This is a genomic window from Flavobacterium daemonense (assembly GCF_007341385.1).
In the GTDB taxonomy this organism is placed as follows: Bacteria; Bacteroidota; Bacteroidia; order Flavobacteriales; family Flavobacteriaceae; genus Flavobacterium; species Flavobacterium daemonense.
Window position 1 is genome coordinate 224,247 of record NZ_VJYD01000006.1, and the last position, 16,171, is coordinate 240,417.

At 35.6% G+C, this 16,171-nt stretch carries 11 protein-coding genes; 6 read left to right on the forward strand and 5 right to left on the reverse strand.

The features are described 5' to 3' along the window. Nucleotides 1–31: 31 nt before the first annotated feature. The 5 genes from FND99_RS10235 to FND99_RS10255 all read right to left on the reverse strand — a co-directional run bounded on the left by FND99_RS10235 (nucleotide 32) and on the right by FND99_RS10255 (nucleotide 10,108). Nucleotides 32–1,648, reverse strand: a complete 1,617-nt coding sequence (locus FND99_RS10235) for a sulfatase-like hydrolase/transferase (protein WP_144337893.1) — start codon at nucleotides 1,646–1,648, stop codon at nucleotides 32–34. 330 nt (nucleotides 1,649–1,978) lie between these two features. Continuing rightward, entirely contained in the window at nucleotides 1,979–3,043 is a 1,065-nt protein-coding gene (locus tag FND99_RS10240; protein ID WP_144337894.1) for a sterol desaturase family protein, read from the reverse strand. A 318-nt stretch (nucleotides 3,044–3,361) separates the two neighbouring features. Beyond that, complete coding sequence (locus FND99_RS10245; RefSeq protein WP_144337895.1) at nucleotides 3,362–5,299, reverse strand: arylsulfatase; 1,938 nt, start codon at nucleotides 5,297–5,299, stop codon at nucleotides 3,362–3,364. Nucleotides 5,300–5,488: 189 nt separating this feature from the next. Further along, complete coding sequence (locus FND99_RS10250) at nucleotides 5,489–6,961, reverse strand: RagB/SusD family nutrient uptake outer membrane protein (protein WP_144337896.1); 1,473 nt, start codon at nucleotides 6,959–6,961, stop codon at nucleotides 5,489–5,491. A gap of 15 nt (nucleotides 6,962–6,976) precedes the next feature. After that, nucleotides 6,977–10,108, reverse strand: coding sequence for a SusC/RagA family TonB-linked outer membrane protein (locus tag FND99_RS10255; protein WP_144337897.1), 3,132 nt, complete (start codon nucleotides 10,106–10,108; stop codon nucleotides 6,977–6,979). Between the two features lie 907 nt (nucleotides 10,109–11,015). Between FND99_RS10255 and FND99_RS10260 the strand changes: the two genes are divergently transcribed. From FND99_RS10260 to moeB, 6 genes are all read left to right on the forward strand, one after another. Next, nucleotides 11,016–12,188 carry a molybdopterin molybdotransferase MoeA gene (locus tag FND99_RS10260; protein ID WP_144337898.1) on the forward strand — a complete coding sequence of 391 codons (1,173 nt, stop codon included), beginning with the start codon at nucleotides 11,016–11,018 and terminating at the stop codon, nucleotides 12,186–12,188. Nucleotides 12,189–12,401: 213 nt separating this feature from the next. Next, nucleotides 12,402–13,148, forward strand: coding sequence for a sulfite exporter TauE/SafE family protein (locus tag FND99_RS10265; RefSeq protein ID WP_144337899.1), 747 nt, complete (start codon nucleotides 12,402–12,404; stop codon nucleotides 13,146–13,148). A 233-nt stretch (nucleotides 13,149–13,381) separates the two neighbouring features. Beyond that, complete coding sequence (locus tag FND99_RS10270; protein WP_144337900.1) at nucleotides 13,382–13,954, forward strand: molybdenum cofactor guanylyltransferase; 573 nt, start codon at nucleotides 13,382–13,384, stop codon at nucleotides 13,952–13,954. A gap of 6 nt (nucleotides 13,955–13,960) precedes the next feature. After that, complete coding sequence (cobA, locus tag FND99_RS10275) at nucleotides 13,961–14,749, forward strand: uroporphyrinogen-III C-methyltransferase (RefSeq protein ID WP_144337901.1); 789 nt, start codon at nucleotides 13,961–13,963, stop codon at nucleotides 14,747–14,749. 2 nt (nucleotides 14,750–14,751) lie between these two features. Continuing rightward, entirely contained in the window at nucleotides 14,752–14,991 is a 240-nt protein-coding gene (locus tag FND99_RS10280) for a MoaD/ThiS family protein (RefSeq protein ID WP_144337902.1), read from the forward strand. Between the two features lie 3 nt (nucleotides 14,992–14,994). Continuing rightward, nucleotides 14,995–16,062 carry a HesA/MoeB/ThiF family protein gene (moeB, locus tag FND99_RS10285; RefSeq protein ID WP_144337903.1) on the forward strand — a complete coding sequence of 356 codons (1,068 nt, stop codon included), beginning with the start codon at nucleotides 14,995–14,997 and terminating at the stop codon, nucleotides 16,060–16,062. Nucleotides 16,063–16,171 lie beyond the last annotated feature (109 nt).

Sequence of the window (16,171 nt, forward strand, 5' to 3'; positions counted from 1 at the left end):
AATTCGTGTGATTCGTGGCGATTTCTAACTATTACAAATCCACAAAGTATTTTTGTTTTCCAAAATCGAATTCATAATACGTCAAATTCGGCCAAAGTGGCTTTATCAATCCTTTTTCCCAATTTTGCAAAGCGGTTTGAAGTTCTTTTACTTTCTCCGGATTTTTAGCAGCCAAATCGGTAGTTTCAGATTTGTCTTTTGATAAATCATATAGCCAAGTTTCATGCGTTTTTCCACTGATAATCAATTTCCAATTTCCGCTTCGAATTGCTTTTGCATCGCCAGAACGCCAGTATAAATTTTTGTGGGCTTCTTTGTTATTATTGACAACATCAATCAAATCAACGCCATCGTACATACGATCTTTTGGCAATCCCGAATGTGTTACCGATGCAATCGTACTGAAAATATCAAGCGAACTTACAGGCGTTTTGTAAACGGTATGGGGTTTGATTTTTCCCTTCCACGAAAGTGCAAATGGAACATTAATACCGCCTTCAAAATGTGAAAATTTACCGCCTTTCAATGGCGCATTTGTAGTTGCAAAAGTATAATCGGCGCCACCGTTGTCGCTGGCAAAAATGATCAAAGTGTTTTCTTCAAGACCTTCTTTTTTTACTTTGGCTACAATTCTTCCAATGGCGTCATCAAGAGCGCTGATCATGGCATAATAAACGCGTTTGTTCTCGTCTTTGACATTCGGGAAACGGTTGTAATATTTTCTTCGGACTTGAAACGGCGTGTGTGGCGCATTAAATGGAACATACAACAAAAACGGCTTGTTTTTATTCTTGTCGATAAAAGCTTCTGCTTCATCAGCAAATGTTTCAGTTAAATACGCTTTGTCATGAATTATGGTTGTATCTCTGCGAATTTGACCAATTCCAACACGGCCATTTCCCCAAATTGTCTTATCAGTAAAATCTTTATGATGATGGTTGATAATGTCCGGATTATCGTCTTCGGGAGTATAAAGCGAAAATGCTTGATAAAATCCGTAATGATAATCAAAACCGCGATCCAAAGGAAAAAATCCCTTGTTGTGACCCAAATGCCATTTCCCGATAATCGCCGTATTGTAGCCTTCTTTTTTAGCTAAATCAGCAAAAGTGATTTCAGATTGTGGCAAACCTTGCGTGGCTATTGAGGCTTCGTTTGGATAATTGATTTTCGGGTTTAATCGCCAGCCATCAGTATTGATCAAATATTTGAAACCATAATATTCTAAATTATTTTTTGGATAACGATCTCCCGGCTGATATTCATGTCCGAAGCGTTCCTGATAGCGTCCCGTAAGCAATCCTGCGCGTGAAGGCGAACAAATGGAAGCCGAAACATAACCATCTGTAAACGTAACTCCCGAAGCGGCCAAAGAATCAATTTGAGGTGTTGGAGTTGTTTTTCCTCCGTATAATGAAATATCATATTTGCCTAAATCATCAGCAAGCAGAATAATGATATTTGGCTTTTTTTGTAAAGTTGAAGTGTCTTTCTGTGCTAAAAATGCTGCTTTTCCTTCAAGTAATTTTTCATCTGGTTTTATTAAGGTTCCATCAGTATTTATGGGCCAAAATAAAAATACTGCCACTATAAAAAGCACAATTAAAATGGGTAAAACAATCTTGGTTATTTTTTTATAGGTTGCCATATTTTGAGTGGTTTATGGTTTTTAGTTTATTGTTTTTAGTTTATTGTTTTTGGTTTGTTGTTTGTTGTTTTTGACTCAGTATTGAGTGTAAGTTTGTCATTTCGACCGGAGGGAGAAATCACACGAGAAACTCCGCAGAGATAATCGTCAATCTTTGTCGATCAGCGAGTGTGATTTCTCTCCCGAAGTCTCGGGATCGAAATGACAAACTTTAACTTAAAAATTACCTAAAGATAACAAAATCAGGTTTTTGTTTTGCGAAAAAACAGCAATTACAATACAAAATGCAATTGCTGTTACTCTATTTCAAACGATCCGTTTTTATCTTTTTTAAGACTGAACTTGCTCTAATATCGGCGTAGAAACTTCTTCCACAACGACTGGTTTTGCTTTTAATGGAAAAGCTAAAACGCCTTCTGCAAGTGAACTTCCTTCTTTTTTAGATTTGAATATCGGCCATAAAAACTGCGCATACCATTCTTCTTGTTTGTATGATTTTGTTCCGTACGATTCTGGGAATTTGCGTGTAATTAATCCAGTTCCGAAGATTACGTCCCAGATAAAAAACATATTTCCGAAGTTTCCTTTAAAATGTCCAACGCCGTCTCCGCTTGTATCTGCGTGATGCGCATGATGTGTTGCCGGAGTCGAAATCAAGCGTTCTAAAACCCATGCAATTGGATGTAAAACTTTGTATTTGTAAAAAGGTTTGTCCCAAGCAATGCTTGAATGTGCGCCTAAAGTGATGAAACTTTTAATAACCAAAACAAATAAAGCTGGCAATCCTAAACCTAAATATGTCAAAGTCGCAGTTAAATAAATTTGCGAAAACAAAACCGTATAAATAAAGTTTTGTCTAGAAGCCATCGCCATTCCCATGTAAGGAGCAGAGTGATGTGTTCTATGAAAACGCCATAAAAACGGAACTTGATGATGCAATCTATGATACCAATATTGCGTCAAATCGTCGGCAATTGCGATTAGGAAAAAGCCTCCCCAAAAAGGAACCCAAGAAAGTGAATTAGCCAAATCTGGAATTAAAAATGGCAACGCTTTCAAGCTGAAAAAAGCAATTACTGGAGGCAAAAGCAATTTTGGAGCAAGAAAACAAATGATGTCTATTTTACGTTCTTCGCCAGTCCATTCGTCATCGTATAAACCTGCGGCAAATTCGATAACGCCCAAAACGAGCATAAAAACGGTTAATCCCCAAGTTCTGATGTGCTCAAAAGCAGGTTTTGAAAATTCTAAAAAAGCAGGAAGCGAAATATGTGATTCGCTCACCAAATTGTTGCTTAATTTAAAATAAAGGAAAATTGCCAAAACTGGCAGTGAATAAATAAAAAGACTTATAAGCAAATCTCTTGTCAGTTTTTCTTTTTGAACTATTGCCATGATTTCTTATTTTAAAAATTGATTAATTAATGCTAAACCGCCCGCCAAGATTACTAGCGGAACCAAAAAAACAATCGCTCCTACGATTATTTTTTTTCCTATTACTTCATAGTCTGTTCGTCTCATGATTTCTAATTTTGTTGGTGTGTTTCTGAAAATCAAAAAGTTATAATGTGTAAATTTAAAATAAAACTTCTATTTCTATAGAATTAGTAGTATTTAAATTTGATTTTTTATGTTTTTTGAAAAAATATTTTAAACTTTTATTATTCAACCTACAAGGTTTTGAAAACCTTGCAGGTTGAATAACTTATTTTATTAATTACTGCTTCCGGCCGCGGTTGTACCGTTTCCTGGTTTAGTAACTTGTTTGATTAAATCTTGAACTGTTTTTCCTTTGTCAGCTCCTGTGTTGTGAATTCTTCTGTTGTAAACATCTTGCCAGTCGATCAACGGATAAACATTGTTTTCTTTGGCTTGTTCATCAAACAGTTTTTTCAGTTCGGCTAATTTTTCTGGATATTTGGCAGCCAAATTATTTCTTTCGTTAAAATCTTCGTTCAAATTGTACAATTCCCAAACATCAGCATCAAAATTGCTTTCAACTGGTTTTTGATTGCTTCCCAAAGATTTTTTTACAGCAAATGAATCTGGCAAATGCGCTGCACCGGCTTTCCATCCATCTTTATAAATGGCTCTGTTTCCAAAAATATAGTAGTACTGAACTTTATGCAAAGATTCCGCTTTTGGATTATCAATAGAAGCATAGAAAGAAGAACCTTGAATTTTGTCCTGTTTAATTCCTTTGATATATTCTGGAGCTTTGATGCCTACAATATCCAATGTGGTTGGAAGCAAGTCGGTTACGTGGCTGTATTGATTTCTGATACCGCCTTTATCTTTAATTTTATTTGGATAAAAAACAATCAACGGATTGTGTGTTCCTCCTTCAGATTGCGCATCTTGTTTCCAGTTTTTAAACGGAACGTTTGTCGCCTGCGCCCAGCCTAATGGATAGTTAGTATTTAAGCCTTTTGGTGTTCCAATTTCGTCAATATTTGCTAAGTTTTTCTTCAGATTTTCCTCGTCAGATGTACCTTGAGAAAATAAACTTTGGTTGATTGTACCTTCAGTTGTTCCTTCTTTACTTGCTCCGTTGTCTCCAATGGCAACAAAAATCAAAGTGTTGTCTAGCTGTCCGCTTTCTTTCAAATAATTTACAACTCTTCCTACTTCATAATCGGTATAAGTCAAGAATCCGGCGTAAACTTCCATAAATCTAGCATAGACTTTTTTCTGATCTGGAGATAGTTTTTTCCAATCTGTAATCAACGGATTGCGTTCTGGCAAAACAGCATTTGCCGGAATTAAGCCTAATTTCTTTTGGTTTGCAATTACTTCTTCGCGGTAAGCATCCCAACCTTTGTCAAATTTTCCTCTGTAAGGATCGCTCCATTTTGTAGCCACTTGATGCGGTGCGTGTGCTGCTCCCGGCGCATAATACAAGAAGAAAGGTTTGCCCGGCGCCGCTTTTTGTTGTTTCTGAATATAACTAATTGCTTTGTCTGTAATTAATTCATTTAAGTGACGTCCGTCAGGCGTTACGTGAACTTGATCTTCCACTAAATCAGGATTATATTGATCAGTTTGAGAACCTAAGAATCCGTAGAAATGATCAAAACCTTTCCCGGTTGGCCATCTGTCAAACGGACCAGCATCGGTAGCGTCTTCGTCTGGCGTAACACCATATTTTCCAACTGCAAAAGTGTTGTATCCGTTTTCACGTAAAATCTCAGCAATTGTTCCTTTATCCGAAGGAATTCTTCCGTCCCAACCAGGGAAACCTGCCGATAAAATGGTGTGAGAAAAACCGCTTACGTGAACTTTTCCAGAATTTCTTCCTGTTAATAAAGCCGCACGAGTAGGCGCGCAGATTGCCGTTGTATGAAAGTTGGTATAACGCAAACCATTATTTGCCAATTGTTCAAAAGTTGGCGTACTGATTAAACCTCCAAAAGCGCTTGAAGCTCCAAATCCTACATCATCTAGTAAAATCCAAACAATATTTGGTGCGCCTTTTGGAGCTTTTACCGGTTCTGGCCAATATTCTTTTGAATCGGCTAACGTTTTTCCAATTACGCCTTTAAATTCTTCTGGCTGATTTTGCGAAAAACCAAGCTGTGCGACAAGTAAAGCGGTAATCAAAAGCCCTTTCTTCGGACTTTTGATTGTACTGTTGTATTTTAATTTTTTCATTGTTTTTATAGTTTATTAGTTATAAGGTTTGTTCATAATCATTTTTTAAACACATAGAATCATAGTTTTTAGAATCGGTAAAAAGCGTTTCACTTTTTTTAAATGCATATAGTTTCTATGTGTGGGAAATAGGTTTCTCTTTAAACTCTTTTTCAAAAAAAATAAATCTATGTTTCTATGTGTTAAGATTTAATATCCAGGATTTTGTGGCAAGCCAACTGGATCGATATTTCTTTCGCTTTGCGGAATCGGGTAAAGATTATTTCTTTCTGAAACCGAGTTTTTAGCCGTTACTTTTTTAACTTCTGTAACCAAAGTTCCCCAACGAACTAAGTCGTACCATCTTTGTCCTTCCTGAACAAATTCTTTTTTGCGTTCTTCCTGAATCGCAGCTCTAAAAGTAGCCTGAGTCAAACCACTTAAATCTACTGTTGCATCTGGCGTTGTGATTGGTTTTGCAAAAGCTCTTCTTCGCACTTGATTGATTAGTTCGTAAGCTTCAGCAGTTGGTCCTCCTTGTTCGTTTATGGCTTCCGCCAAAGACAATAAAATGTCGGCATAACGAATAACCGGAAAGTTGATGGCTACGTTTGCCGGAGTTGCCAAATTGGTCAAATCCAGATATTTTTTGAAAATAGGCTTTGGAAAAGTATACAGTGTTCCCGTCGCTGGATTCAATAATTGTTTGGCATAACTTACATCTCTTCGAGTATCTCCAGGCTCATAAATGTCATAAAACAAGGCAACATCTGAAATGATATCTGCAGGTTCTGTAGCAGTGAATCCAGTAAATGATGTGGCTTGAAATGTGCTTCCGCTTGATCCGTTTCCGGCTTGATTCGGCTCAAATTGAACAGAGAAAATATGCTCTTTTCCGTTCTTTTTTGTTTTCGTAAAAATGTCTTGAAAATTTTCAAACAAAGCATAACCGTAACCGCCATTGATTACTTCTCTTGATTTCGAAATTGCATTTGCCCAATCTTTTCTTGTCAAATACACTTTTGCCAAAATCGCTTTTGCAGCGCCAGATGTTGCGCGTCCGGCGTCGGTTGCTGGATAAGTTGACGGCAGACTTTCGGCATCTTTTAAATCGGAAATAATTTGTACGTACACTTCTTCAACTGTTGCTCTTTTTGATTTTAAGCTTTCTAATTGAATAGAAGTCGGCTCATGCAAAACGATTGGAACGCCTCCCCACAAACGAACCGCCTGAAAATAGAGCAAAGCTCTAATGAATTTAGATTCCAGAATCAATCTGTTTTTAACGGCTTCTGTTCCCGCAACTTTCGGAATATTGTCAATCGAAACATTAGCACGGTTAATTCCGGCATAAATTTGTCTCCACGCCACCTGAACACGATCTGAAGTCGCATCATGCGTTAAACTGCTCAAAGCACGAACTTGCGGATTTGTTGCTGATACTCCTGCTGCTGCATAATCGGTCGCCATATCTGTCAGGAAATATAAATTTCTCCCGAATAAACTCTGCTCTCCCGGATCTAAACTCAGCGATGCATAAACTGCTGTTACGCTTGCTACCGCATCATCTTGGGTTTTAAAATAATTGTCTTCGGTTACAAAAGAGGTTGGTGTTACCTCTAAATCGGTGCACGATGAAAATAAACCGGCACTTAATAGGAATGTTATAATAATCTTTTTCATTTTATAATTTTTTACTTAGAAAGTTACGTTCAAGCCCGAGATGAATGTTTTTGAGTTTGGATATGAACCAAAATCGATTCCCGGATATAAGTTGTTTTGTTCGTATGAACTTACCTCTGGATCAAAGCCAGTGTATTTTGTCCATGTGATTAAGTTTTCGGCAGAGATGTAGAATTTCACGCTTTTTGTTCCCAATTTTTTAGAAACGCTTTTTGGCAAAGTGTATCCCAAAGTGATTAATTTTAATCGCAAGAAAGAAGCATCTTCAACATAACGCTCAGAAACGATTCCCAAAGGTGAACTCGATGCTCTCGGAATTTCATTGCTTGGGTTTGTCGGCGTCCATCTGTCAACTAAAGTTTCGGCAGCATTGGTTCCAAGTGTCGAAATTTCTAACTGCTGATTCAAAGCGTTGAATACTTTTCCGCCATAAGCACCTTGGAAAGAAAAATTCAAGTCAAAGTCGTTGTACGAAATAGTATTGCTGAAACTTCCAACAAATTTTGGCTGCGAAGTTCCAAGATTTCCTTTGTCAAGTGCTGTAATTACACCGTCTCCGTTTGTATCAACATATTTTCTATCTCCAATTTTTGTATTTGCCAAACTGTTGATTTTTGGCTGTGTGTTGATTTCTTCCTGGGTTTGGAAAATTCCGTTTGTACGGTATCCCCAAAAAGTTCCTAACGGCAATCCAACTTTTACAATAACAGGTTGTTGCTGTAATAAAGATCCGTTTGGCACAACTGGAAAAAACTGATCAACTCCATTTCCTATTGATACGACTTTGTTTTTGTTTGTTGAAAAAACGAAGTTAGAATTCCATGAAAAGTTTTCTGTTTTCACGTTTTCTGTATTCAAACCAATTTCAAGACCTCTATTTTCAACGCCACCAATATTTTGTAATACTGTTGCATATCCAGAAGTCAATGGAACCGGAACGTTGATTAACAAATCGTTTGTTTTTTTGTAATAAACATCAAAAACAAAATTGATTTTTCTGTCCAATAATGATAAATCTAAACCAATGTTATACTGATTTGTTTTTTCCCATTTCAAATCCGGATTTGCCAATCGAGTAGGGGCAAGTCCTGTAGCCAATGTTCCGCCAAAAGCATAATTTACAGAGCCCATTGAAGCAAGCGAAAGATAGTTTCCAATTTCTTGGTTTCCTGTTGTTCCGGCTGTAAGTCTAAGTTTTGCTTCGGTTACACCTTTAATGTTGTTGGCAAATTCTTCATCGGTAATATTCCAAGAAAATCCTGCAGAAGGGAAGTAGCCCCAAAGTGATTCAGAACCAAATCTTGAAGAACCATCCGCACGGCCAGAAAGCGTGAAGTTGTATTTTCCTTTATAGGAGTAATTCACTCTTGCCAACCATGATTTTAAAACACTCTCAAAAGCTTCGCTATAAGGTTTTACAGGAACACCGTCTTGTAAAGCATTATAGGTATTGGCATCATTTACAAAATATTGCGATCCTGCGTTAACAACTTCTCCCTTAGTATATTGAAGTGTATATCCTGCTAATGCTGAGAATTTATGGTTGTCACCGAAATTAGTGTTGTAATTCAGTGTGTTTTCATTTAAAACAGAACTTACTCGACGATCACCAACAGAGGCCAAACCTTTAGTTCCTGCTCCCATTGTAGTTGTAGAAGGCGCATAATAATTTTGTTTCGTATCGATTACGTCCCCACTTACTGCCACTTTCGCCGTTAATTCTTTGTTGAATTTATATTCGCCAAATAAACTGGTTAAGATTCTGTTGATTTTAGTTTCATTTGTAGTGTTTTCCAAATCATTAATCGGGTTCGGAATAATACCATTTGTTGCCGTTGCGTATGGATTATTAGTCAAATTATAACTTCCGTCAGCATTTTTGATAGGGACAACAGGTGGCTGATATAGCGCAACTACTAGCGGATTTGGCTGTCTTCCGGCAGATGCACCGCCATTTGTTCCAATTCCGTTTGAAGCCGAATTAGTGTAATTTGCATTTACGCCAAATTTGAATTTCTGAGAATAATTTCTTTCATAATTAGCACGAAGTGAAATTCGTTTAAAATCGGTTGCAATTACAACTCCGTCTTGATCAAAATAACCTGCGGAAATTGTATATCTCGAACGATCATCTCCACCAGAAAAAGTTAATTGATGATTCTGAATTGGAGCAGCAGTTCTAAAAACCGCATCTTGCCAATCATAACTTCCAGATGTTTTGAAAGCTTCAATTTGAGCTTGAGTAAAAGATGGCGCTTGACCAATACTCGCCTGAACATCATTGCGCAAACTAGCCCATTGGCTGGCATCCATCAAATGTAATTTTTTAGAAACATTCTGGAACCCAAAATAGCCTTGATACGAAATATTATCTTGCCCTTTTGTTCCTTTTTTGGTCGTAATGATTACAACTCCATTTGCTCCTCTAGAACCATAAATTGCAGTTGCCGAAGCATCTTTCAAAACTTCAATGGATTCAATATCAGTTGGGTTAATCGTAGAGAGCACATTTACAGATGCTCCTGCATTAGCCACGCCCGCAGTTCCGTTATTGTTGTCGTTGTAAATTAGAATTCCGTCTAATACGTAAAGCGGTTCGTTTCCTGCGGTGATAGAGTTTCCACCTCTAATACGAACACTTGATGAAGCTCCGGGACGTCCTGAACTTTGTGTAACTACCACACCGGGAACAGCACCTCTTAAAAGGTTATCTGCCGATGAGGTAACCTGCGATAAATTTGCCTTTGGAACAGAAGCAACAGAACCAGTAATGTCTTTTCTCTTTTGAGAACCGTAACCTACGACAACAAGTTCGTCTAATTCTTGACGTTCTTCTTTTAAGTTAATGATTACTGGATTTTTATCAACAACTACTTCGGCTTTTTTGTATCCAATGTAGGTTACAATCAAAGTGTAAGGAAGTTTTTGTCCGGTTTGGAAATAAAATTTTCCTTCCGTATCGGTCTGAACGCCGTGTGTTGTTCCTTTAATAATAACTGAAGCACCAATAATGGGTTGATTTGTAACAGCATCCACAACAGTTCCGTCAAGTTTAGACTGGATAAGCGGGGTCGTGTTCTGGGCATTTATTCCTGCCGTCAGGAGCAAGAGAAATAATATTGAGTATATCTTTAATATTTTTTTCATTTCTTTGTAATGGTTTAAGTAATTAACAAGGCGCCCTGAGCGTTGAATTTTCAACCCTCTAATTGTGTCCTTGATTTAGTGATAAATGTTCTTTAAGCCTCGCCATTTCTGTTGCCGCAGAAATGGCTTTTTTTATTTACAGCAAAAGGTTTGCATCTTTTTCATTTTAGTTTTTTTTGGTTGTTAATTATTTTCTTTTTTAAAATAGCCGTATAGTCAAAAATCGTCTAGAAGCAAATTTTGCATCCGCGAGATATTTTTGCAATAAAAGTAATCGAGTGGTGAATATAGATTTCGTTATTATTCTTAAAAGGAACTGCATAACGAATAAATTGCATTGGGAATTAGCAACAGAAGCACATATAACAACAGTTGTTATAAGTATATTTTTTTTGAAGATTTAAATACGATATGCTTTCGGTTGTTTTCAAAATATAGTTTTTTTGGTTTGAAATAAAATTTTAAACTCTACTAATCCTATAGACAAAGTTAATTTTAATATAATAAAAACCAAAAAAATATGAAGTTTTTTTTAATAGAGGGCATTCAGTTAGGTGTTTTTAAATTAATTATTTAACATTAAAGTACTGGTGGTCAATTGATTAATAGCTATTTTTTATTCAAGTAAAATGTTAAATATTTTTTCAGAAATATCTTAAAAATGTAGTATTTTACACTTAATTTCTAGCTTTTTAAATCTCTAATTTTGAATAAATTGACATAAAAAAGCGCTTTTGTGATCTTCTTTTAGAATATTTTAATAAAAAGTACATCAATTTTTAAAGTTGATTTTGAATAAATTAGAGTAATTTTATAGACATTAAAATAAAATTTAATTTTTTATTCACCGTACGAATAAATACTTATATTTGTAATAAGTATTTGTACTTAGTTTTTATATCTAAAAATGATAGAAGTCAACAAAGCCATTGAAATAATTGAAGCGAACAGTACTAAAATGCCAACAAAGCATATTGAAGTAAGTAAGGCATTAGGATATGTATTGGCTGAAAAAGTGATTTCGCCAATCGATATGCCGCCATTTCGTCAATCGGCGATGGATGGATATGCTTTTGCACACAGTATTCGTCATCAATATGATATTGTAGGAACATCTCAGGCGGGAGATCATTCGAACATAAAATTAAATACGACCGAAGCGATTAGGATTTTTACTGGCGCTTTTGTTCCTGACAGCGCAGATACAGTCGTAATGCAGGAGCATGTAATGGCAAATAAAGATTCTATTTTGATTGCCGAAATGCCTGAAAAATTTTCAAATGTTCGCCCAAAAGGAGAGCAAATTGCAAAAGACGCGGTTGTTTTTGAAGCCAACACTTTAATTACGCCAGCTGCAATTGGATTTTTGGCAAGTTTGGGAATTACAGAAATTGAAGTGTATAAAAAGCCAAAAGTTGCCATTTTAGTGACCGGAAACGAATTGATGCAATCGGGAAAGAAATTGAAAAAAGGCAAAATATTCGAGAGTAATTCGATGATGCTTGAAGCAGCGTTGCAGACTATTGGAATTGAAAAAACTAAAGTTTACCGAGTAAAAGATAATCTGAAAGCAACAAAAAAAGCACTTTCAAGCATTTTAAAAAAATATGATATTGTTTTGGTTTCTGGCGGCATTTCAGTTGGAGATTATGACTTTGTAAAAGAGGCATTATTGCAAAACGATGTAAAAGAGCTTTTTTATAAAATTAATCAGAAGCCTGGAAAACCAATGTTCTTTGGATCTAAAAATGAAACTTTAGTTTTTGCGCTTCCAGGAAATCCGGCTTCATCACTGACTAATTTTTATATTTATGTTGCTCCGGCAGTAAAAAATAAAATGGGTTTTTCTGAAATTCATAAACCAAAAGTGGTTCGAAAAATAAATTCGGAAATCAAAAACGACACCGGAAAAACATTGTTTTTGAAAGCAAAATACGACGAAACAAACGTAACTGTTTTAACTGGTCAAAGCTCTGCAATGCTGAATACTTTTGCCATAGCGAATAGTTTACTGATTGTTCCTGAAGATGTTGAAGTATACAAAAAAGGTCAGTTGGTTTCGTTACTGCCGATTGATTAGAATTTTTAGATTTTAGATTGCAGATTATAGATTTAAGAGATTAGAAGAAAGAAGCAAGAAGAAAGATTTTAGTTATTAAAGACGAAAAGCAGTGTATAAATAAAAACATATAGCAAGTCAACTTGAAACTTGAAACTTGATCCCGAAGCCTCGGGAGAAACAAAACAAACAAAACGACTAAACAGTTAACCAAATAAACGATTAAACAAAAAGATGACCTTACTAAGTTCTGAAAACATTCTGCTATTCAGCTTTGCATTAATTATAATTGCTTTTTTATATTCAAGCGTAGGGCACGGCGGAGCTTCTGGATATTTGGCTTTGATGAGCATTTTTGCTTTTCCAATTTCGGTGATGAAACCATCGGCATTGCTGTTGAATTTATTTGTCTCAAGTATCTCGTTCTTATTTTATTACAGAAATAATTATTTTAAGCCAAAGCTCTTTTATCCGTTTGCAATTGCATCGATTCCGGCGGCGTTCATTGGCGGATTTATAACGTTGGATAATGCGATTTATAAAATTGTTTTGGGAATCGTATTGGTTTTTGCAGCCTTAAGATTGTTCGGGGTCTTTAATTTTAAAGAGAAAGAAGAAGTAAAAATCAATCTTCCGTTTGCCTTGCTGATCGGTTTCGCAATCGGATTATTATCAGGAATGTTGGGAATTGGCGGGGGAATAATTTTAAGTCCAATTTTATTGTTTTTAGGATGGGCTTCAGTAAAAGAATCGGCGGCGGTTTCGAGTTTATTCATTTTTGTGAATTCATTCGCCGGAATGCTAGGATTCTTTTTAGGAGGAAAAACAATCCCGATGGAAAGTTTTTATTTGGTTCCAATCGCAGTGATAGGAGGAATGTTAGGCGGATTTTACGGCAGCGGAAAATTTTCAAACAGAACATTAAAAATGGTTTTAGGAATTGTGATTTTAATGGCAAGCATTAAATTGATTTTTCCTTAAAAATGAGCATAATTTTTAAACACATAGAAACATAGATTTTATATTATTAAAAAAAAAGATTTAAAAGATAACTAGTTATCACACATAGCAATACTATGTTTGTTTATACAAGTGAAACGCCTTTAAACACAAAGAAAAACTATGTTTCTATGTGTTAGGAAAAAGACAAAGATTGGCAGAACCTGAAACTTGAAACCTGAAACTTGAAACCAGAAATCTGAAACAAAATAACCATGGAAACACTAACAGTATTTATTTTATGCGGAGGAAAAAGCTCCAGAATGCAGTCTGAAAAAGGTTTGGTTTTGTTTCAGGACAAACCATTTATTGAGCATATCATTCAGGCGATTTTGCCTATTACTAATAAAATAAAACTAATTACGGCTTCAAAAGAATACCATTATCTGGAATATGAAAAAATACCAGATTTGATTTCAGATAAAGGTCCGCTCGGTGGAATTTACACGGCATTATCCCATTCTGAAACCGAATTTAATTTGATTCTTAGTTGTGATATTCCGTTGATTTCAACCGAATTATTGCAAGAATTAATTTCAAAACATACCGAAGAAGCCGGAATTACAGTTTTCGCATCCGAAAGTAAAACACATCCTTTAATTGGGATTTATTCAAAAAAAATTGTTCCGATTATTAAAGAAGCAATCGATTCAAATGAATTGAAAATGATGGATTTGCTGGCCAAGTTGCCACACCAAATTATCAATATCGAAGAAAGTGAAAACTATCCTTTAACCAATATTAATTCGGCAGACGAATTAAACGATTTAAATATCAATTCAATTTAAAGCAATATGAAAACTTTAAAAATACCAAAATTGACCATTGTAGGCGCAGGTCCGGGCGATGTTGAATTGATTACATTAAAGGCAATCAAAGCGTTAGAAAGCGCTGATGTCGTTTTGTACGATGCATTAGTCAACGAAGAATTATTAGAATATGCATCAAATGCAGAAATTGTTTTTGTTGGAAAACGCTTAGGATGTCATGCTTACACGCAAGATCAAATCAACGAATTAATTGTCTCGATGGCAAATCGTTACGGACATGTTGTCCGTTTAAAAGGCGGTGATTCTTTTGTTTTTGGAAGAGGAAGCGAGGAAATTGATTATGCCGTTAAATATGGATTAGAAACAGCTGTTGTTCCAGGGATTTCTTCGGCTTTAGGTGTTCCGGCTACGGCAGGAATAAGTTTGACACAGCGTAAAATCGCAGAGAGTTTCTGGGTAATTACCGGAACAACTTCGAATCACGAATTATCAAAAGATATTCATTTGGCTTCAAAATCGGCGGCGACCGTAGTTATTTTAATGGGAATGCATAAATTGGAGGAGATTATTTCAATTTATCAGGAAAACAGAAATGACGATCTGCCAATTGCTATAATTCAGAACGGAACGAAAAATTCTGAGCAAAAAGTAATCGGAACCATCAGTACAATTACTAAATTGGTATCCGAAAAAAATATTTCATCGCCAGCCATTATCGTGATTGGCGAAGTAGTGAAAAATACATCAAAATTGACCGAATATTTTCAAGAACATTTTGATGACGAATTCATTTTTCAGAATTTAAATTTATAAAAATGATCGAGGTTAAATATTTTGGAGCTGTCGCTGAAAAAACAAAATGTGAATTCGAAAAGTTATCTTTTTCAGAGGAATTATCATTGCAAAAATTATTGCAAGATTTAGACGAAAAATATGCATTCGAATCAATGATTTTCAGCGTTGCAGTAAATCAAAAAATAGTTTCAAAAACAAAAGAGTATCAATTGCAGACAAGTGATATTGTTGCGCTGTTGCCGCCGTTTGCGGGAGGATAAATTATGAATTCAGATAACCGATATAACAGGCAAATCATTCTTCCAGAAATAGGAGTGGAAGGGCAGCAAAAATTGTCAAAAGCAAAAGTTTTGGTGATTGGTGCCGGCGGTTTGGGCGCTGCTATTTTGCCTTATTTGGCATCGGCAGGAATTGGCAAAATCGGAATTGTAGATGATGATGATGTTGAGGTTTCAAATTTGCATCGTCAGGTAATTTATAAAACTTCGGCTGTTGGAAAATTAAAAGCTGAAGAAGCAAAATTGATGATTTCAGAATTAAATCCTGAAATTGAAGTCGATGCTTTTTCTGAGAAACTATCAGGAAAAAATGCCCTTTCGTTATTCGAAAAATATGATAGTATTGTCGATGCAACAGATAATATTTCAATTAAATATTTGATAAACGACGCTTGTTTGGCAACCAATAAACCAATGGTTTACGGATCGATTTTCAGGTTCCAAGGACAAGTTTCGGTTTTCAATTATCAAAATGGCCCAACGTACAGATGTTTGTATCCAGATGAAAATTCGAATGCTTTAAATTGTGAAGATGCTGGCGTAATTGGAATTTCTGTTGGAATTATCGGAATGCTTCAGGCCAATGAAGTTCTAAAAATGATTCTCGGAATTGGAGAAGTTTTAAGCGGAAAAATATTGGTGTACAATATTCTGAATAACGAACAACAAAAATATGATTTTGAGAAAAGTGATTTTCAGTTAATAAGCAGAGAATTATTCGAAGAAAAATATAATAAAACTGAAGTTGAAGAAATAAGTTTTGAATCGGTTTTAGATGAAATAAACAAAGATGAAGTTTTATTTTTGGATGTTCGAAATGAAGATGAAACTCCAAAAATTAGTTTAAAAAATCAAATCCAGATTCCGTTGATGCAATTGGAAAATGAAATCGAAAAACTGGATAAAAACCAAACAATTTATGTTTTCTGTCAATCGGGAATTAGAAGTAAAATTGCAGTTGAGCTGCTTTTGAAACATCAATTTAAAAATGTGAAGAGTATTTTTGGTGGTGTTTTGGCAATGAAGCAATTATTAGAAGAAATAAAAATATAGTTACAGATCAAAAGATTATTAGTTAGTTTGTCACCCTGAGCGGAGTCGAAGGGCGTGCCAATTGGACGCGGGCTTCGACTCCGCTCAGCCTGACAAAAGCAAAAGAAAA